The sequence below is a fragment of the Serratia sp. HNCC26DJ244 genome (assembly GCF_057180565.1).
The window spans coordinates 25,951-46,064 of sequence record NZ_JBXUGO010000020.1 but is presented as its reverse complement, the minus strand read 5'-3'; the positions used below and the strand labels follow the sequence as shown (position 1 = coordinate 46,064).

Here is a 20,114-nt window from a genome sequence, read left to right as displayed (position 1 = left end):
CTTAATGACCTAGCCCATCAATGGGCCAGGTAATACAACCAACCACAAGATTGCTTGAAAAACGAGGAGGAGGTTACTGGCTCAGCCCTAAACGTTCCCCAGCATAGGAGCCGTCTTGTACCCGACGCCACCAGGTTTCGTTGTTCAGATACCAAGAGACCGTTTTGCGGATACCGCTTTCAAAGGTTTCCTGTGGGCGCCAACCCAACTCACGTTCGATCTTGCTGGCATCAATGGCATAGCGCATATCATGGCCGGGACGATCTTTGACGTAAGTGATCAAATCGCGATATTTAGCCACACCTTGTGGTTTGTTCGGTGCCAACTCTTCCAATAGATCGCAAATCGTGTGCACCACCTCGAGATTCTTACGTTCGTTATGCCCACCGATATTGTAGGTTTCCCCTACTACACCCTCTTTGACCACCTGATACAACGCCCGGGCATGGTCTTCCACATACAACCAGTCACGCACCTGTGCGCCATTGCCATAAACCGGCAAGGGTTTACCCGCAATCGCGTTTAGGATCACCAATGGGATCAGCTTCTCAGGAAAATGGTAAGGGCCATAATTATTGGAACAATTGGTGACCACAGTGGGCAAACCATAAGTACGCAACCAGGCACGCACCAGATGGTCGCTGGATGCTTTAGAGGCAGAGTAAGGGCTGCTTGGTGCATAAGGCGTGGTTTCGGTAAACAAGTCGTCCGTACCATGCAGATCACCATACACTTCATCGGTAGAGATATGGTGGAAACGGAAAGCCGGTTTTTTCTCTTCCGCCAGACCTTGCCAATAATGGCGGGCCGCTTCCAACAAAGTGTAAGTACCCACTACGTTGGTTTCGATAAACGCGGCTGGGCCATCAATAGAACGGTCCACATGGCTTTCTGCCGCCAGGTGCATCACTAAATCGGGTTGGTATTGCGCAAACACCCGGTCAAGTGCAGGCCGGTCACAGATATCCACCTGTTCAAAAGCATAGCGCGCATCATCCGCCACTACCGCCAATGAATCCAGATTACCGGCATACGTTAGCTTATCCACCACCACTACGCTATCTGCCGTACCATTAATAATGTGTCTTACTACGGCAGAGCCGATAAAACCGGCCCCGCCGGTAACCAGAATACGTTTCAACGCCAAACTCCTTTAGTATCAACGATCCAAGACTGTTTAACCTCTTGCGGTTTAATCGCCTTGAACTCTTTGTGATCAACCAACATCACGACAATATCTGCCTGCTGCAAAGCCTCGGCAAGGGTTTTCAAAGTCACATGACCGGCCAAAGATTTTGGCAATTGCTCCACATTGGGCTCTACGACTAACGTTTCACCCACATGCCAGTCAGCAATCAGATGAGCCACTTCAACCGCTGGGCTTTCACGCAAATCATCAATATTCGGTTTGAACGCCAGACCAAAACAGGCAATTTTTACTTCATTGGCGCGCTTGTTGGTGGCTGCCAGACAATCTGCCACCGCCGTCTTGACGCGATCAACCACCCAGAGTGGCTTACCATCGTTAACCAACCGGGCAGTATGGATCAAACGGGCCTGCTGCGGGTTCTGCGCCACGATAAACCAAGGGTCAACGGCGATACAGTGCCCACCGACACCAGGACCAGGCTGCAAAATATTAACCCGCGGATGGCGGTTAGCCAAGCGGATCAGCTCCCATACATTGATGCCCTGATCAGCACAGATCAGTGAAAGTTCGTTGGCAAAAGCAATGTTAACGTCGCGGAAACTGTTTTCCGTCAATTTACACATTTCGGCGGTACGAGAGTTAGTGATTACACACTCACCTTCCAAGAAGATTTTGTACAACTCACTCGCACGCTCAGAGCACTTCGGCGTCATCCCGCCGATCACGCGGTCATTCTGGATCAGTTCCACCATCACCTGCCCGGGCAACACACGCTCTGGACAATAGGCAATGTTAACATCGGCTTGTTCACCGGCATCCTGAGGGAAACTGAGGTCACTGCGCGCCTGCGCCAGCCACAATGCCACCTGCTCAGTCGCACCCACCGGGGAAGTAGACTCCAGGATCACCAAATCGCCTTTTTTCAGTACCGGCGCCAGTGATTTCGCCGCGGCTTCCACATAGGCTAAATCGGGCTCATGATCCCCTTTAAATGGCGTGGGTACCGCAATCAGAAACGCATCTGCGGGCAGGGGTTTATTCACCGCTTGTAAGTAACCCCCTTCAACCGCCGTCTTCACTACGCGGTCCAGATCGGGTTCGACAATATGGATCGCACCACGGTTAATGGTATCCACCGCATGTTGGTTAACATCTACACCCACCACTTTTTTCTTGCGGGAAGCAAACGCCGCCGCTGTTGGCAAGCCGATATAACCCAAGCCAATAACTGAAATCGTGTTAAAACTCATAGTGTCACCTGATGATTCTTTAAAGCTTCGAGGATACGCTGGCAGGCATGCCCGTCACCGTAAGGGTTATGCGCCCGGCTCATGGCATGATAGGCGTTGTCATCTGTCAGTAACCGGGTAACCGCATCAACAATTCTGGCTACATCTGTTCCTACCAATTGCACCGTGCCGGCATCCACCGCTTCCGGTCGCTCAGTGGTATCACGCATCACTAACACCGGTTTACCCAGTGAAGGAGCCTCTTCCTGAATACCACCCGAGTCGGTCAGGATCAGATAAGCGTGAGTCATCAGATAAACAAAAGGCAGGTAGTCTTGCGGGTCGATAAGAATGACGTTTTCGATACCTTTCAAAATGCGGTTGACTGGCTCACTGACGTTCGGGTTCAAGTGCACCGGATAGACCACCTGCACCTCTGGGTGCTGGCGCGCGATCTCTGCCAGTGCGCTGCAAATACGCTCAAAACCGCCACCAAAACTTTCACGGCGGTGCCCTGTCACCAGGATCAACTTCTTATTGGCATCCAGGAAAGGGTAGCGCTGTTCAAGACTATTACGCAGGGTAGCGTCAGACATAACGCGGTCACGTACCCAAAACAATGCATCAATCACTGTATTACCAGTTACGATAATATGGTCATCACTCAGTGACTCACGCAGCAGGTTTTGACGCGAATTTTCCGTCGGCGCGAAATGGTACATCGCCAAATGACCGGTTAATTTACGGTTGGCCTCTTCTGGCCAAGGGGAATAGAGATCCCCCGTGCGCAATCCTGCCTCGACATGCCCCACCGGAATACGCTGATAAAATGCCGCCAGACTGGTGCTCATGGTCGTCGTCGTATCACCATGAACCAGCACCACATCCGGTTTGAAATCTTCCAGCACGCCTTTTAACCCTTCCAGGATACGGCAAGTGATTTCACTCAGCCCCTGGCCCGGTTTCATAATATTCAGATCATAATCAGGTACGATTTCAAACAACCGCAATACCTGATCCAACATCTCACGATGCTGTGCCGTAACGCAGACTCTAGATTCAAAGGCTTCGTCCTGAGCCAGAGCATGTACCAAAGGAGCCATTTTGATGGCTTCCGGCCTGGTACCAAAAACAGTCAACACTTTCACAGCGAATCTCTTTTGGTCTGTAAACTGCAGGCAAACCTGCAAATGGGGCACTTATCCCCGTCATCAATAAAGCTGCAGCGGTGTGGGCTACGCTCGTGCACCCGAATCACTTACCCATGTAAGCTCATCGGGATGAATGAACCTCATCTCTGAGGTTCACCCTTCGGGCCAGCACGAGTGCTGTTCAAATCGGTGATGACCGATTTGTCTCTCGTTTGCTGCCTACCTGCAACTTCATTGAACTTGGGTAGATGTGTCCGTCAATAAAATCCCGCTATCCTTCAAGCTGCAACAACCTGAATAGCCGCCTGAACTCCCTAGGACATGCTTATTTTAACGCTCTTTTATTTCAACTTTCTTTTATCTCAACTGCGAGGCCGACGCACCAAAGCCACACCAGCACCCACCAAGCTACCAATCGCCCCCCACATAATCAACCAGAATACCCGGCGTGGGCTGTCACGTTTCACCGGCTCTTCTGGTGTACGCAGATAGCGGAATGTCTGAAAATTAGTATCTGGCGTCGGGCCAGCATGCAAGGTGGTCAGCATGGCCCGATTTTGGTCATAATCGAGATCATAGGTTGGACCTGATGCCTGTAACCCTTCCAGACGCGCTTGAAGCGTCGGTTTACCCAGCATGAAAAGGTCAGAATCAGGTAGCTGTTCTGCCGGAATATTGGTCTGAGCACGGTTAATCCCTTGTTGCTCAGCAATTTTCAGTGCTTGCTGGACACTCTTGAGCTCACGTTGATAAACCGCATCTGCCACCGCTTCCTGACGTTTGACCTGGGCATTCATAGCGGTAGTACGCGCAGCCCAAGCGCCCTGAATATCTTCATTCAAATGCTGTGCCGCGCGGTGGCTGGCAAAATCCACATACTGGCGCAACAATTGATTAGAGTCAGCGGCAGTTTCTGCCGTTAACTTCACGTTGTCATTGAGTACTTTTTTATCATCACGAGGGGTGAACTGAATATTGTTAATCAGCTCATCTAACAACGCCGCATCGGCGCGTGCATCCCCTTTCTGACGCTGTTTGTAATAATCATTTTGTAACCAGAATTCGCGACGTGTGTCATAGGCGGCCAACTGCATGATGAATTCATTATAGGCTTCATCGGCAATCCCTGGCTGCTCACCCGCCACCGCGGGCATGGTGCGCACATCAAGATTACGCAGGAATTGTCGCTGAGAGTAATATCCCCCCAACGAATTAACTGTTGGCTTGTCAGTGATTGCGGTGGCGCTCCACTCCTGCTTTACCAGATAGGAGACAAGCAGTGCGACCACAGCAAACAGCAGCGCAAAACCAATAATCCATTTTTTACCGCGCCACAGGGTAGAGCACAGACCGCGAATATCCAGTTCGTTGTCGACCACCGTAGCACTCTTATCAGACGTTGTTTCAGAAATCATCACTGCCCTAAAGCCTCAGGTTAAGGTACTTGCTTGTTGTGCATTGAATTACGAATACGGCGCTTGATACGTTTGATATAACGAGCAACACGCCACGCACGTTTAATGCAATAGCCATAAAAAAAGAATGCTAGCAAAAACAGCACCAACATCACCCATTCCGGAATGAAACTTAGCCGTTCGCCGATAATACCTATCGCTGCCAGGATTGCCGCGGCCAACGTGATCAAAACAAAGGCCTGACGCGGCGTAAAACCGGCGCGCATAATCAGGTGATGGATGTGTTGACGATCAGGTGAGAATGGGCTCATCCCCTTGCGCAGGCGACGATACATGATGGCAATCATATCCATCAAAGGAATGGCAATAATCCAGAGTGCCGTCACTGGCCTAATGGGATGGTTTTCCCCTTGCGAACTTTGCAACAGTAACCAGATAGCGGTAAAACCAATCAGCGTGCTGCCCGCATCCCCCATAAATACTTTATAGCGGCGGCCAAGAACACCCAGATTCAGTAAAATATAAGGGACAATGGCGGCCAGCATGGCAAAGCACCAAAAGGCGAGCTCATTGTTGCCACTTTGATAGAGCAGAATCCCCATGGCACCAAATGACACACAGGAGAGTCCACCCAGCAAACCATCAATGCCGTCCACCATGTTAAAGGCGTTGATCGCCGCCCAAACAGCGAACAGGGTCACCAAGTAGCCAAACGGACCCAGCAGCATTTCCCAGTTACCAAATACCTGGCCGAGGCTATGCAGATAGAGGTCGGCGAACAGCATCATCGCCACTCCAACCAGGGCCTGCACGGTGGCTCGAATTTTGACACTAATATCAAAACGATCATCCAGCGCCCCAACGAACACCAACACACCCGCACAAGCGAGGTAGAGCTTGCTGTGCACAATCGGTACATCGGTGATCAGGAAAGCGAAACACAGGCCAGCATAAACAGAAATCCCCCCAACCAGCGGGATTAGGCCCTGATGACGTTTCCGATAATTCGGCTTATCAACCAAACCAATGCGCTTTGCTACCTTGCGGGCAACAAACAAAAAAGCCAAAGAAAACAGAAAAACAAAAAGGATTTCAGTACTCATAGTGAGTATGTTCACGGTTAACGAATCTCTAAAAAAAGATAAGGTAGCTTAGCATGAGTAAAAATGGCACCACTATCATCACCCAGCAACCTTTTCAGTCAATTCCTATGACAATAGACATGTCTTCATACATTTGCACTCATCACCTTAAGGTGATAAGTGCAAATAAGACGAAGTCTCAGTAAGTCATCAGGATTGCTCACTTAGTTATTACTCTTGCTTATCGTATCCGCCAAAAGCAAAAAACGCCATGACTAGGCATGGCGTTCGACAACTTTTTTATTCACCCAATCATGAACGCTTCATCATATCGAAGAATTCATCATTGGTTTTGGTCATCGCCAATTTATTAATGAGGAACTCCATTGCATCAATCTCACCCATCGGATGAATGATTTTCCGCAGGATCCACATTTTTTGCAGCTCTTCCGAAGTGGTAAGCAGCTCTTCTTTACGGGTACCGGAACGGTTGTAATCAATAGCAGGGAAGACACGCTTCTCGGCAATTTTACGTGCCAGGTGCAGTTCCATGTTACCGGTACCTTTAAACTCTTCGTAGATAACTTCATCCATTTTAGAACCGGTATCAACCAGTGCCGTAGCGATGATGGTCAGGCTGCCGCCCTCTTCAACGTTACGTGCAGCACCGAAGAAACGCTTGGGACGGTGCAAGGCATTGGCATCCACACCACCGGTCAACACCTTGCCTGAAGCAGGTACCACGGTGTTGTAGGCGCGTGCCAGACGAGTAATGGAATCAAGCAGAATGATCACATCCTTTTTATGTTCTACCAAGCGCTTGGCCTTCTCGATCACCATTTCCGCCACTTGTACGTGACGTGAAGCAGGCTCGTCAAACGTAGAGGCGATCACTTCACCTTTCACCAGGCGCTGCATCTCGGTCACTTCTTCCGGACGTTCGTCGATCAGCAACACCATCAACACACAATCGGGGTGATTGTAAGCAATGCTCTGGGCAATATTCTGCAGCAGCATGGTCTTACCGGCCTTGGGTGGCGCGACAATCAAACCACGTTGACCACGGCCAATCGGTGCTGCCAAATCCAGCACCCGCGCAGTGAGATCTTCAGTAGACCCATTGCCACGTTCCATACGCAAACGCGAGTTAGCATGCAGCGGTGTCAGGTTTTCGAACAGGATCTTGTTGCGGGCGTTTTCCGGCTTGTCGTAGTTGACTTCATTCACTTTCAACAAGGCAAAATAGCGCTCACCTTCTTTAGGTGGACGAATCTTACCGGAAATGGTGTCACCAGTGCGGAGATTGAAACGGCGGATTTGGCTGGGAGAAACGTAGATATCATCAGGGCCTGCGAGGTAGGAACTATCTCCAGAACGGAGGAAACCAAACCCATCCTGCAGTATCTCCAACACACCATCGCCGAAGATATCTTCCCCACTTTTCGCATGTTGCTTAAGTATAGAGAAGATAATGTCCTGTTTACGCAAACGGGCCAGGTTTTCCAGCCCCATATTTTCGCCAAGAGTAATCAACTCAGAAACCGGCGTATTCTTTAATTCGGTAAGATTCATAGTAGAGGTTCTTAAACTCGGGGTATATCTCGAACTTGTAACGTGAATGGTATGGCAGCGTATTTTACCCGTTGCTTTTCAAACTGGCAGGACTCACTCACACAGTCATTCAGGGTGGTTGGGTTGCCGCTTTGCTACAGCTTGAAATGCATTAGATATTCGTGCCTGTTACTGCACAGTCGATCACTAAAACCATTAAACATCGAGGTAAGAAACACCTTACACGGGACATAAGCACTGGCAGTTGATGATCAAAGGTGCTTTAAAAACTGATTTTGCAAAACCGCTTGATTGTCAAAACGTAGGCTAAATTCACAGTCAAATGACAGGGCCGATGATTCGACATAAAGCTTAGATTCAGACTCTTTAGATTTAATACTTCAGGTAAGTTCTATATGCAGTGTGGTTAAACTTAACACGCTTCTTGGCGGGCGTCTAGCAGTAAATCCGCTGCCAGACGCCTGCACTGGGTAGATACCCAACGCCATGTCAGCTACAGCACTATTGGCTGCAACCTCTGATGGAACCTGGGTATGCCCCCCGCTTACAGATTCGCGCTCAGAAAATCTTTGAGCTGACTCTTGGACAACGCACCCACTTTAGTCGCCGCCACTTCACCATTCTTGAACAACAACAGCGTAGGAATACCACGGATGCCATACTTCGGGGCGGTAGCCGGGTTTTGATCAATGTTCAGCTTGGTAATAGTCAGCTTGCCAGCGAATTCTTCAGCAATCTCATCCAGGATCGGGGCAATCATCTTGCACGGACCACACCATTCAGCCCAGAAATCGACCAAGATTGGCCCTTCGGCTTTCAGCACATCAGAATCAAAGCTATCGTCAGTCAGGTGAATAATTTTATCGCTCATATTCTACTCCACAGGATCATGTCTACCTTGTTGGTGTAGCATTAACCAACTCAGGCGATTTTATACCCGTCTCTATTCAAGTTGCCAATGTTGGCTAGGTGTATACGCCCGGAGCACTGACTATTTATGTCAGCTCACCAGAGTATATACTGCCCTTCTGATGACAGCTTGAATGCACTTGGGTCTATTTCACCGTGTTTATTTCAACGGATATGCTTTCGTAAAGCAACAGTTAGCTGATATTCTAACACACTATGAGCAAAACACACTTGACCGAACAGAAGTTTTCCGACTTCGCCCTGCACCCGTTAGTCCTTGAAGCCCTTGAGAAAAAAGGGTTTTACCACTGCACGCCCATTCAGGCGTTAGCATTGCCGCTCACTCTCAGTGGGCGCGACGTTGCAGGTCAGGCGCAAACCGGTACCGGAAAGACGCTGGCATTTTTAGCGTCTACTTTTCACTATTTGTTAACTCACCCGGCAAAAGAAGATCGCCAAACCAACCAGCCACGAGCCTTGATCATGGCGCCCACCCGTGAACTGGCGGTACAGATCCATGCCGATGCTGAAGCCCTGTCACAATCAAGCGGGCTGAAACTGGGCTTGGCCTATGGGGGTGATGGCTACGATAAGCAGTTGAAGGTGTTGCAAGACGGGGTAGATATCCTGGTTGGCACCACCGGGCGTTTAATTGATTATGCCAAGCAGAACTATATTGACCTGGGGGCAATCCAGGTTGTGGTACTTGATGAAGCTGACCGGATGTACGATCTGGGCTTTATCAAGGATATTCGTTGGTTATTCCGCCGCATGCCTAGCGTCAATCAACGGCTGAATATGCTCTTTTCCGCCACTTTGTCCTATCGCGTGCGTGAACTGGCCTTTGAACAAATGAACAACGCCGAATATGTGGAAGTGGAGCCGGAGCAAAAAACCGGTCACCGCATTAAAGAGGAGCTGTTCTACCCTTCCAACGAAGAAAAAATGCGCCTGTTGCAGACACTGCTTGAAGAAGAGTGGCCTGATCGCTGTATTATTTTCGCCAATACCAAACACCGCTGTGAAGAGATCTGGGGCCATCTGGCTGCTGATGGTCACCGTGTTGGTTTATTGACCGGTGATGTAGCGCAGAAAAAGCGCCTGCGTATTCTTGATGACTTCACCAAGGGCAACCTGGATATCCTGGTGGCAACCGATGTAGCAGCCCGTGGCTTGCATATCCCGTTGGTCACCCATGTATTCAACTACGATCTGCCGGATGACTGTGAAGACTATGTTCACCGTATTGGCCGTACTGGCCGCGCCGGGGAAAGTGGTCACTCCATCAGCCTAGCCTGTGAAGAGTATGCTCTTAACCTACCCGCCATTGAGACCTATACCGGCCACAGCATTCCGGTGAGTAAATACAATAGTGAGGCGTTAATGAGTGATTTGCCGGCACCGAAGCGCCTAATGCGCCCAAGAGGCAGCAATGGCCAGCGCCGTGGTAGTGCACCCCGCCGTGGTAATGCGCCACGTAATCACCGTAAACGCACAAGCTGACCAATCACTATGCCCACATCCAGCACCCTCTATGCCGCCATCGACCTAGGTTCTAACAGTTTCCATATGTTGGTGGTGCGTGAGGTGGCTGGCAGTATCCAGACCGTGGCGCGTATCAAGCGTAAAGTGCGCTTGGCGGCGGGCTTGGGCCAAAACAACCATCTCTCCCAAGAAGCGATACAGCGTGGCTGGCAGTGCCTGCGGTTATTTGCCGAACGCTTACAAGATATCCCACGCGAACAGATGCGCGTGGTGGCCACCGCCACGTTGCGCCTGGCAAACAATGCCAGCGAATTTCTACACACCGCCGAAGCCATTCTCGGCTGCCCAATACAAGTGATCACCGGCGAAGAAGAAGCAAGGTTGATCTATCACGGGGTCGCCCATACCACCGGAGGGCCTGAACAGCGCTTGGTGGTGGATATTGGCGGCGGCAGTACTGAACTGGTGGTGGGTACCGCCGCGCAGGCAGATCAACTTTATAGCCTGCCGATGGGGTGCGTTACCTGGCTTGAGCGTTTTTTCAGTAACCGCGACCTGGAGCGGGATAACTTTGAAGCGGCGGAGTTGGCAGCCCGTGAGATGGTGCGCCCCATCGCGCCACAACTGCGGCAGCATGGTTGGCAGATTTGTGTTGGTGCCTCTGGCACGGTGCAGGCACTGCAAGAAATTATGGTTGCCCAGGGAATGGACGAATGCATTACCCTACCCAAACTACGCCAACTAAAACAGCGCGCCATTCAATGTGGCAAATTGGAAGAGCTGGAAATTGAAGGGTTGACGCTAGAGCGTGCGCTGGTATTCCCCAGTGGCCTGTCCATCCTGCTGGCTATTTTCCAAGAATTAAACATTGAAAGCATGATGCTGGCAGGCGGTGCACTGCGTGAAGGCTTAGTGTACGGCATGTTGCATTTACCGGTGGACAAAGATATTCGCAGCCGGACACTGCGCAATTTGCAACGCCGTTATCTGCTGGATATCGAGCAGGGTGAGCGCGTGAACCAGTTGGCGGCGAACTTCTGTTTGCAGACTGCCAACCAATGGCCGTTGGATACTCGCTGCCGTGAGTTACTGCAAGCGGCCTGCCTGCTCCATGAAATTGGCCTAAGTGTCGATTTTAAACAAGCGCCACAACACGCGGCCTATCTGGTGCGCCACCTTGATTTGCCCGGCTTTACCCCAGCACAGAAAAAGCTGTTGGCCACCTTGTTGCAAAACCAGTGCGATGCTCTTGACCTGTCACTGTTAAGCCAACAAAACGCCGTGCCCGCCGAGATGGCACAGCATCTGTGTCGCATTCTGCGCCTAGCGATCATCTTTGCCAGCCGCCGCCGCGACGACACCCTACCTGCGGTACGCTTACGGGCTAATCAGCAAGAGCTGCATGTTATTTTGCCCCATGGCTGGTTAGGCCAACACCCATTGGGCGCTGAAGCACTGGAACAAGAAAGCCGCTGGCAAGGCAATGCCCATTGGCCGCTATTATTGGATGAGCAAGATTAGTTTGCATCGCCTGATAGAATAGAAGCTGACTCACTATCGCCTGACTTTATCCCCCTTTGGCCTTCGCCAGCATCGCTTTCACATTCGCCAAATGGCTTTGCCCTTTCTGCATTCGCTCTTGTGGGCTCAGCACTTTGCGCTCACTCTCCCAGGCGAGATCATCCTGTGGCAATTCCAACAGGAAACGGCTGGGTTCTGGGCGCACTAACTCACCGTATTGGCGGCGTTCACGACATAAAGTAAAAATCAGCTCTTTCTGCGCGCGGGTGATGCCGACATAAGCCAGACGGCGCTCTTCGTCGATATTGTCCTCATCAATGCTGCTCTGGTGGGGTAACAGCCCCTCTTCCATCCCCACCAGGAACACATAGGGGAATTCCAGCCCCTTGGAGGCATGTAGCGTCATCAGTTGTACCTGATCCAGATCTTCATCACCTTCCCCCCGCTCCATCATGTCGCGCAGGGTAAAGCGCGTCACCACCTGGGTCAGGGTCATCGGCTCATCCAGTTCGCTACCTTCCAGCATTTCGCTCATCCAGCCAAACAGCGTGTTGACGTTTTTCATGCGCATTTCAGCCGCTTTCGGGCTGGGGGATGTTTCAAATAGCCAGCTTTCGTAATCCACGCCCCGGAGCAGATCACGCACCGCCACCAGTGGTTCACGTTCCACCCTTTGCGCTATTTCTGCCATCCAGTGGGTAAAGCGCTGTAATGATTCCAAACCACGGCCAGTCAAGTGTTGGCCCAAGCCGAGATCAAAACTGGCGTTGAACAGGCTTTTATTGCGCTGGTTGGCCCACTCCCCCAATTTTTGCAGCGTTGCCGGCCCAATCTCGCGCTTTGGGGTGTTGACGATACGCAAAAAGGCACTGTCATCATCGGGGTTGGTCAACACGCGCAGATAAGCCAGCAAATCCTTGATCTCGGGGCGCGAGAAGAAGGAAGTGCCCCCTGAAATTTTGTACGGGATGCGGTTTTGCATCAGCATTTTTTCAAACACCCGCGACTGATGGTTGCCTCGATAGAGAATGGCATAATCACCGTAGTGGGTCTTCTTGATAAAGTGGTGGGCAATCAGCTCACCCACCACCCGTTCCGCCTCATGATCTTCATTGTTGGCGGTGATCACTTTCAGTTCTTCGCCGTAACCCAACTCGGAAAAAAGCCGTTTTTCAAACACATGGGGATTATTGGCAATCAGGATATTGGCAGCTTTCAGGATACGTTCGCTGGAACGGTAGTTTTGCTCCAGTTTAATCACCTGCAATTGGGGGAAATCCTCCTTCAGCAACACCAGATTTTGTGGGCGGGCACCACGCCAAGAGTAAATAGACTGGTCATCATCCCCCACCACGGTAAAACGCGCGCGGTTACCCACCAGCAATTTCACCAGTTGATACTGGCTGGTGTTGGTATCCTGATACTCATCCACCAACAGATAACGGATTCTGTTCTGCCAGCGTTCGCGTACTTCCTGATTACGCTGTAACAGTAAGGTCGGCAGCAGGATCAGATCGTCAAAATCCAATAAGTTACAGGCCTTCATATGGGTTTCATACAACCCATAGCAATGGGCAAACAACTTGTCACGCTCAGAGCGAGCCAACCCCATGGCCTGTGTCGGGTCCACCAGGTCATTCTTCCAGTTGGATATGGTGGAAATAAGCTGCGCCACCAGCGTTTTGTCATTTTCCAGCCATTTCTCAGTCAGTTCTTTCAATAGCGCCAACTGATCCTGATCATCAAACAACGAGAAGTTGGATTTCATCCCCAAAGCGGCATATTCGCGTTTGATCACCTCAAGCCCTAACGTGTGGAACGTCGAGATGATCAGGCCACGGGCCTCTTTGCGTGCCATGGTGTGTGCCACGCGCTCTTTCATCTCCCGCGCGGCTTTGTTGGTGAAGGTCACCGCCACAATTTGCCGGGCCTGATAACCACATTGCTGGATCAAATGGGCGATTTTATTGGTGATCACACGCGTCTTGCCGGAACCGGCACCGGCCAGCACCAGACAAGGTCCGGTAACGAACTCCACTGCGTGTTGTTGGCTGGGGTTTAATCGCATGATGACTTATTGCTCAAGATGATTGGGGGCGAAATTGTAGCAGAAAGGAGCGGCAAGATGGCGATTAGTCATCATGCAAGCTGCAAGAATATCCCCTGCAGCCTGCATGAGTATAGATTACTGCAGGTGGGTTTCTGCGGCGGTCGCTTTCACGGCTTCGACCGGTTTGACCTCTTCATGGGGCACTTGACCCGGTGTCATGATGCCATTGTAAATGTCCTGCAACTGCTTCATGTTCATTTCCGGCTCCCCCTTGGGTTGCAGCAACACCAAGGTGGCATCTTGCGACAATTGCAGTTTCAGTTCCTGATTGAGCGCTTCCAGCGTTAATGAAGCCAAAAACGCCTGGCGCAACTGTTGGTACTGCTCAGGAGGGATATCCACCACACCGCTTTGCTGTGAACGCAAGCGTTGGTTCATCAACACATCAGTATCGGTGCGCGCATAGGTGGTAAACAGTTTGTTGAGCTGTTCCGCCTTCAGCCCCTGCAATGCCGTGAATTCCTGCGCAGAGAAACCATTTTTACGCACATTGGCCAATTCGCGGGCAATCACCGCCAAGCTGTTGTTCAGGTCACTGTTAGGGGAGTTGAGATGGATTGCACACTGAGCCCGTTGATACAGTACGCGACAATCAAACCCTAGTTGAATATTTTTCTGCCCGTTCTTCTGCAACACCTGCTGAATATGCCAGAACAAGGCTTCACGGGCGATATCACTACGCCAGTAACGATTCAGGCTTTGCGAATCACGAATAGGATGCCAAGGGGTATCCCACATAATTGACAGCGTACTCTGCTTCACCTGATCGCTCGGGAAACTGACCGGATCGACAGGTAACGCAGCTAACGTTGGCATGGTGGCAGGTGTCTCGCGTTTGCCACTAAGTGACGAGAAAGCCTTATTGATCTGTTCACTCAAACTGCGGCTATCCACCTTACCGACGATGTATAGCGTCATGGCATCAGGGGTATACCACTGTTGGTAAAATGTCTTCAGTTGTTCAATATCTACGGGCCGCTTAATCGGTTGCCCTGGGTCATGCGCCAACAGTGTTGAACCTTTCAGCCGATAACGCCACCAAGAATCTTGCGGATTCAGCGGGTAGGTGCCAATGGGATCCATATCGCTATTGATCACCGCATCCACAGTTTGCTGGTCTATCGCTAGTTTACCGGTGGTATCCGCAAGCCAGGCCAACGCCTCTTTAAGCAGATCCGGGCGGTTATTCGGCAGGCTCAGGTTATAAACGGTGAAATCATAAGAACTAATCGCGGGGGGGAATGGCTTGTCACTATCCACGCCTTGCTGTAACAACGAACGTAACTGAGGCGGGGTAAAACTCTCGCTACGCGTCACGGCAATACGCGGTAACAGGTGAGCAAAACCCACTTGTTGGGAAGACTCCACCAGCGAGCCGGTATTGACCATCAGCCGCAATTCAACCCGATCACTCGGGCGCTGTGGTGTATCAAGGATCTGCCAGGAAAACCCATTTTCCAATTGCCCTTGCTGCCAGGCGGGATCCGGTTGTAGTGCTTCAGCCAGCGCGCAACTATTGGCCGCAACCAACAACAGCCCACCCACTAAAAGACGAATTCTGGTACCCTGCATGTAAACCCCTACTTGATCACTTTTCAAATTTTTATACAGATTTCAATCGAATAACCTGGGTCGCTGTGCCCTGAATTTCACAAGGCACAAAGTGTACCACGTTGTTAGACCACGCATATTGATGGATGTTACTTAGCAATGTGAAAAATAACCTCTACTTTGTTGTCACTCAAGCTGCAGGGGGTAAGCTGCAACTTGAATGAACCGGGGTCTAGCGAGGAAAAATCAGAGAGTGGACTTGACTGGCTCTGGTTGAGCTACCGGGTTGTTAAGTTCGTGATTCAGTTGCTGCTGGTCAAGTTGCTTGCACCATTTAGCCACCACCACCGTCGCCACACCATTACCCACCAGATTGGTCAATGCGCGTGCTTCTGACATAAAACGGTCTATTCCCAGAATCAGCGCCAAACCCGCCAGGGGTAAATGCCCCACTGCCGAAATAGTAGCGGCCAACACAATAAAACCGCTGCCCGTGACGCCCGCCGCCCCCTTGGAAGAGAGCAATAACACCACCAGCAATGTCACCTGATGAATGATATCCATCTGGGTATTGGTTGCCTGAGCGATAAATACCGCGGCCATGGTCAGGTAGATTGAGGTGCCATCAAGGTTGAAGGAGTAACCAGTCGGGATCACTAACCCCACTACCGATTTCTTGCACCCCAACTTCTCCATTTTATCCAACATGCGGGGGAGTACCGATTCGGAAGAAGAGGTTCCCAGCACAATCAGCAGTTCTTCTTTGATATAACGAATAAATTTGAAGATATTGAAACCGGTGTAACGGGCAATCGAGCCCAGCACCACCACCACAAAAAGCACACAGGTAATATAGAAACAGATGATCAATTGCCCAAGTTGTACCAGTGTGCCCACACCATACTTACCGATAGTGAATGCCATGGCACCGAACGCCCCTATCGGTGCCAGACGCATGATCATATTGATGATGCCAAAGATCACGCGCGAGAAACTTTCGATCACGTTAAAGATCAGTTGCCCCTTTTCACCCAAGTGATGGAGTGCAAAACCGAATAACACGGCAAACAGTAATATCTGCAAGATATTGCCACTGGCAAACGCACCAATCACACTGCCGGGAATAATATCCAGCAGGAACGGGACAATCCCCTGTTCGGCCCCCTGTTGGACATACACCGCCACCGATTTGGCATCCAGTGTACCGGGGTTAACGTTCATTCCCACCCCCGGTTGTACCACATTCACAATCACCAGCCCGATCAATAGCGCAATAGTACTGACAATTTCAAAGTACAACAGCGCAATCGCGCCGGTACGGCCCACCGCTTTCATGCTCTCCATACCTGCGATACCAGTCACGACGGTACAGAAGATCACTGGGGCGATAATCATTTTAATTAATTTAACAAACCCATCACCCAACGGTTTCATCTGAGCACCAAGATCAGGGTAGAAATGGCCGAGCAAGACACCTAACGTAATTGCAGTTAACACTTGAAAATAAAGGCTTTTATAGAATTGTTTTTTCATTTTCAACATCCTTAGGGGGGAAACGGTGCGATAGGTAGGCATTCACTCGTCTACACTGTTCATCGCACGCGCAAAAATAACACTGCAATAACAACATGGAAATAATTTGTTGTTCACCCTAAATAGTTATTAGTAAATTTTAAGAGATGAAACGAATCAGTTTTTCACTGTGGTAATTCAAGTGGTGGGAAAGGTTGCCTGATTACTCGGCCTGACATTTGGCAGGAACACCGCGATTGATACAGATATCTACTGAAGATAATAAGGACGCACAGCGATGTACGTCCTGTGATCAGGGCAGGCAATCCGCGCTGCCCGACAACTCAACGCCAGACGAACCAGGCGAACAGGGTGACAACCAGCACACATATAATATTGAGCCAGAAACCGACTTTGACCATCTCACTCTGGCGTATCATCCCGGTACCATAAACAATGGCATTGGGCGGCGTGGCGACCGGTAGCATAAAGGCGCAGGAAGCCCCAATACCGATCACAATGGTCAACAGTGCTGGGGGCATCCCCAGGGCTTCGGCAACGGTGGCAAAGATCGGTACCAACAGCGCAGCACTGGCGGTATTGCTGGTAAACTCAGTCAGGAAGATAATAAATACCGCAACGGCCAGAATAATAATAAACCAGTGGCTGCTGCCAAACAGAGTCGCCATACCTTCTGCCATTACTTTACTGGCACCGGTATCTCTCAAGATCACACTCAGCGTCAAACCACCGCCGAACAACATCAAGACGCCCCATTCGGTGTTCTGCTGGATTTGCGCCCAACTGGCAACCCCACTGATACCGATCAGGATCACTGCCGCGACCGCAACCACGGTATCAAACTGTTTTATTCCCCCTAAAACCGCACTGATGTAGCTACTAAAAATCCAGCACACCACGGTAAGCAAAAAAATACCCAGGGTGATCTTACGTGACGGGCTCCAGGTGAACTCTTCCAGGCTAATGCTGAACTGGTGGTTCAGGCTGGGGCGCAACATCAGATAGAGCGTGCCTACCATCAGCGGCATCAATACCAGCATCACCGGAATACCAAACTTCATCCAACCCATAAAATCCAGCCCAAGCTGGGCGGCAGCAATAGCATTGGGTGGGCTGCCAACCATGGTGCCAAGCCCACCGATACTGGCGCTGTAAGCAATCCCTAACAACAGGAAAACGTAAGTGTTATGTTCCCGCTCCCGGTCAAGATTCGACAAAATCCCCATCGCCAGCGGCAACATCATGGCCGCCGTCGCCGTATTACTGATCCACATGGAAAGTGCTGCCGTAGTAGCAAATAACATCAAGGCAGCCACCAACATCCGGCCACGAGCTAGCAGCAGCAGCCGATTGGCAATCAACCGATCAATCTTCTGAATATGCAATGCAGTAGCCAGCGCAAAACCACCGAAGAACAGGAAAATGGTGGGGTTGGCAAAAGACGCCAGTGCCTTATCCACATTCATGATCCCCATCCCGATCGCCATAATCGGTACCAAGAGCGCAGTAATGGTGATATGTATCGCCTCAGTCAGCCACAAAATACCGATAAATACCAACAAGGCCAGCCCCATATTCTCTTGGGCATTAAATGGCAAAGTTTGCAGCAACACCACAAACAACAAAAGATCGGCAGCCAGAATAAACAGGCCTCGTCGAATCGCTGGTGAAGAGGTGGAAGGTTTAAGTGGTAGATCAGCCATAAAAAGTTCCCTAAATTAGATACCCAAGTTCAGCAAATTTCATAAAGTGGGGGATAAAATTCGACATGAGCCATTAAAATTGGCGATAGGATAAAGGCAATGAACGACTCTGTTGATATAAAGTTATGATATATGTGAGCATTAACACATTGAAAACAGATTTGGCCGCTTTTTTACCAACAAGATCACAGTTTTTTTACACCAAAAAAGCGCTGTTCAAACTCTTCCTTTGGCAGCAACTGACCAAACAGCGGCCCCTGACCACGGCGAATCCCCTGTTGCAGTAGCCATTCCCGTTGCGCCCCAGTGGCAACCCCCTCCGCCATCATCGGTTGGTGAAACTCAGCAGCAACACGACTCACAGTCTGTGTCATTGCCTGATACTCTGGCACACCAGCAATAACCTCAGCGGCGATTTTAATCGAATCCCATGGCAAATGCTTAAGGCTGCTGACATTGGTCGCATCGATAACCACCAGTACCACCCCCACCCCCAGCTCACGCAGAGAGCTCAGTTGCGCTTGAGTGGCGTCAACATCGTTATTACACGCCGTTGCGGTGATTTCCAACCACAGTTTGCCTGGATTAATTGAACATTTTGTCAACTGCTGCTTCAGGAGGGGGACAAACTCCGGCTGCTGTAACTGCAGTGCCGAGACTTTCACCGCCAGCGGCAGGTTAATCTCCTTGGCTTGCCAGTTAGCCAAAATGCGGCACGATTCAGCCAGCATCCAGTTGCCAATGGGAACTATCATCCCCCGACCTTCGACCAATGGTAACAGCGCTGCTGGCAAGATAGCCGTGTCATCCTGCAACCAATAGGGAAAAACTTCCGCAGCGATCACTTGCTGGGTCTGCATATCCCATTGGGATTGTAAAAACAAGGCAAACCGACGCTGCTCAAACGGCGCAGTCAACAACAATGAATCGAGTCCAGATGTCATGGCATTGCGGGAACTCGCCAGATGCGCCTTAACCATCGCCTGCTGGTTGCGATTATAATTACGCACCAGCGCCCCTAACTCATCATCGTGATGTTGGGCGGGTAACATCAGTTGGTGGTAAAGCAACGCCTCTTGCGGAACATTTTCCAACTCACGGACCATGGCACGCAACGGGTGCACCAACAACCGGTTAATACACCAGGTAATAGCAACGGACAAAATTAGGGTAAGTAAAAGATAAGTCGACAACATCATAGACAGCGTACTGAGGATAAACTGATACATCCGGTATGAATCAACCTGGAGTACCAGATAAGCTAATGGCTGACTATTGGCAGTAATCGGCTCCGAGGAATAAAGCGGCATTGAGACCTGTATTGGCAAGTCAAAAATACGCATCACCAGAGCGGGGACCGGGCGCTGAGCGGTGAAATCAGCATGTTGAACCTGAAACTGATTGGGCAACACAATATCTGCCCGAGAGAGAATACCGATTGGCGGCAGTGTATTAAGCAAATTTTGGGTTTCCGGCATATCCATACGCAGCACCGCCTGTGCCAAGGGTTTATGCACCGAGTCAGCGATACTTTCCATCTGCTGGCTATAATCAACCCGCTGCTGCTGTACTAAATGGAACAGCTGAATGATGATAAAAATGCAAAATGTCACCAGCGCTATACCCGACACCGTCGCCATCTGCTTGATTGTTAATGAACGCCTGACACGCAAACCCGTTCTCCACTATTCAATTTCATGCCG

The 20,114-nt window shown here is 50.5% G+C and carries 14 protein-coding genes; 2 read left to right on the top strand and 12 right to left on the bottom strand.

Features of this window, described 5'->3' with window-relative positions; genetic code table 11:
- Nucleotides 1–73: 73 nt before the first annotated feature.
- The 7 genes from rffG to trxA form a co-directional block, all read right to left on the bottom strand.
- Nucleotides 74–1,141 carry a dTDP-glucose 4,6-dehydratase gene (rffG, locus tag AC2A06_RS15055; RefSeq protein ID WP_023489392.1) on the bottom strand — a complete coding sequence of 356 codons (1,068 nt, stop codon included), beginning with the start codon at nucleotides 1,139–1,141 and terminating at the stop codon, nucleotides 74–76.
- Nucleotides 1,138–2,400 carry a UDP-N-acetyl-D-mannosamine dehydrogenase gene (gene wecC, locus AC2A06_RS15050; RefSeq protein ID WP_484380808.1) on the bottom strand — a complete coding sequence of 421 codons (1,263 nt, stop codon included), beginning with the start codon at nucleotides 2,398–2,400 and terminating at the stop codon, nucleotides 1,138–1,140. The genes rffG and wecC overlap by 4 nt, the downstream gene beginning before the upstream one ends.
- Nucleotides 2,397–3,527 (bottom strand): non-hydrolyzing UDP-N-acetylglucosamine 2-epimerase, encoded by a 1,131-nt coding sequence (gene wecB, locus AC2A06_RS15045; protein WP_473196310.1) that lies wholly within the window; start codon nucleotides 3,525–3,527, stop codon nucleotides 2,397–2,399. The genes wecC and wecB overlap by 4 nt, the downstream gene beginning before the upstream one ends.
- 365 nt (nucleotides 3,528–3,892) lie before the next feature.
- Nucleotides 3,893–4,945 (bottom strand): ECA polysaccharide chain length modulation protein, encoded by a 1,053-nt coding sequence (gene wzzE, locus AC2A06_RS15040; protein WP_023489389.1) that lies wholly within the window; start codon nucleotides 4,943–4,945, stop codon nucleotides 3,893–3,895.
- A gap of 20 nt (nucleotides 4,946–4,965) precedes the next feature.
- On the bottom strand, nucleotides 4,966–6,063 hold the full coding sequence (gene wecA, locus AC2A06_RS15035) for a UDP-N-acetylglucosamine--undecaprenyl-phosphate N-acetylglucosaminephosphotransferase (protein ID WP_152554885.1): 1,098 nt from the start codon (nucleotides 6,061–6,063) through the stop codon (nucleotides 4,966–4,968).
- Nucleotides 6,064–6,339: 276 nt separating this feature from the next.
- A complete protein-coding gene (gene rho / locus AC2A06_RS15030; RefSeq protein ID WP_021181558.1) occupies nucleotides 6,340–7,599 on the bottom strand; it encodes a transcription termination factor Rho in 1,260 nt (419 codons plus the stop codon).
- A 544-nt stretch (nucleotides 7,600–8,143) separates the two neighbouring features.
- Nucleotides 8,144–8,470: a thioredoxin TrxA gene (gene trxA / locus AC2A06_RS15025; RefSeq protein WP_023492843.1), complete on the bottom strand. Its 327-nt coding sequence runs from the start codon at nucleotides 8,468–8,470 to the stop codon at nucleotides 8,144–8,146.
- 254 nt (nucleotides 8,471–8,724) lie between these two features.
- Between trxA and rhlB the strand changes: the two genes are divergently transcribed.
- Together rhlB and ppx are read left to right on the top strand one after the other, a co-directional pair.
- Nucleotides 8,725–10,011 (top strand): ATP-dependent RNA helicase RhlB, encoded by a 1,287-nt coding sequence (gene rhlB, locus AC2A06_RS15020; RefSeq protein ID WP_023490484.1) that lies wholly within the window; start codon nucleotides 8,725–8,727, stop codon nucleotides 10,009–10,011.
- A gap of 9 nt (nucleotides 10,012–10,020) precedes the next feature.
- Complete coding sequence (ppx, locus tag AC2A06_RS15015; RefSeq protein WP_484380807.1) at nucleotides 10,021–11,514, top strand: exopolyphosphatase; 1,494 nt, start codon at nucleotides 10,021–10,023, stop codon at nucleotides 11,512–11,514.
- Between the two features lie 46 nt (nucleotides 11,515–11,560).
- Here ppx and rep read toward each other — a convergent pair whose 3' ends face one another.
- The 5 genes from rep to AC2A06_RS14990 form a co-directional block, all read right to left on the bottom strand.
- A complete protein-coding gene (gene rep / locus AC2A06_RS15010) occupies nucleotides 11,561–13,582 on the bottom strand; it encodes a DNA helicase Rep (RefSeq protein WP_484380806.1) in 2,022 nt (673 codons plus the stop codon).
- Nucleotides 13,583–13,699: 117 nt separating this feature from the next.
- Nucleotides 13,700–15,196: a M16 family metallopeptidase gene (locus AC2A06_RS15005; protein ID WP_484380805.1), complete on the bottom strand. Its 1,497-nt coding sequence runs from the start codon at nucleotides 15,194–15,196 to the stop codon at nucleotides 13,700–13,702.
- Between the two features lie 225 nt (nucleotides 15,197–15,421).
- Nucleotides 15,422–16,708, bottom strand: coding sequence for a dicarboxylate/amino acid:cation symporter (locus AC2A06_RS15000; protein ID WP_023490488.1), 1,287 nt, complete (start codon nucleotides 16,706–16,708; stop codon nucleotides 15,422–15,424).
- 323 nt (nucleotides 16,709–17,031) lie between these two features.
- Complete coding sequence (locus tag AC2A06_RS14995) at nucleotides 17,032–18,411, bottom strand: SLC13 family permease (protein ID WP_023490489.1); 1,380 nt, start codon at nucleotides 18,409–18,411, stop codon at nucleotides 17,032–17,034.
- 185 nt (nucleotides 18,412–18,596) lie between these two features.
- Nucleotides 18,597–20,084, bottom strand: a complete 1,488-nt coding sequence (locus AC2A06_RS14990) for an EAL domain-containing protein (protein WP_484380804.1) — start codon at nucleotides 20,082–20,084, stop codon at nucleotides 18,597–18,599.
- Between the last annotated feature and the right edge of the window lie 30 nt (nucleotides 20,085–20,114).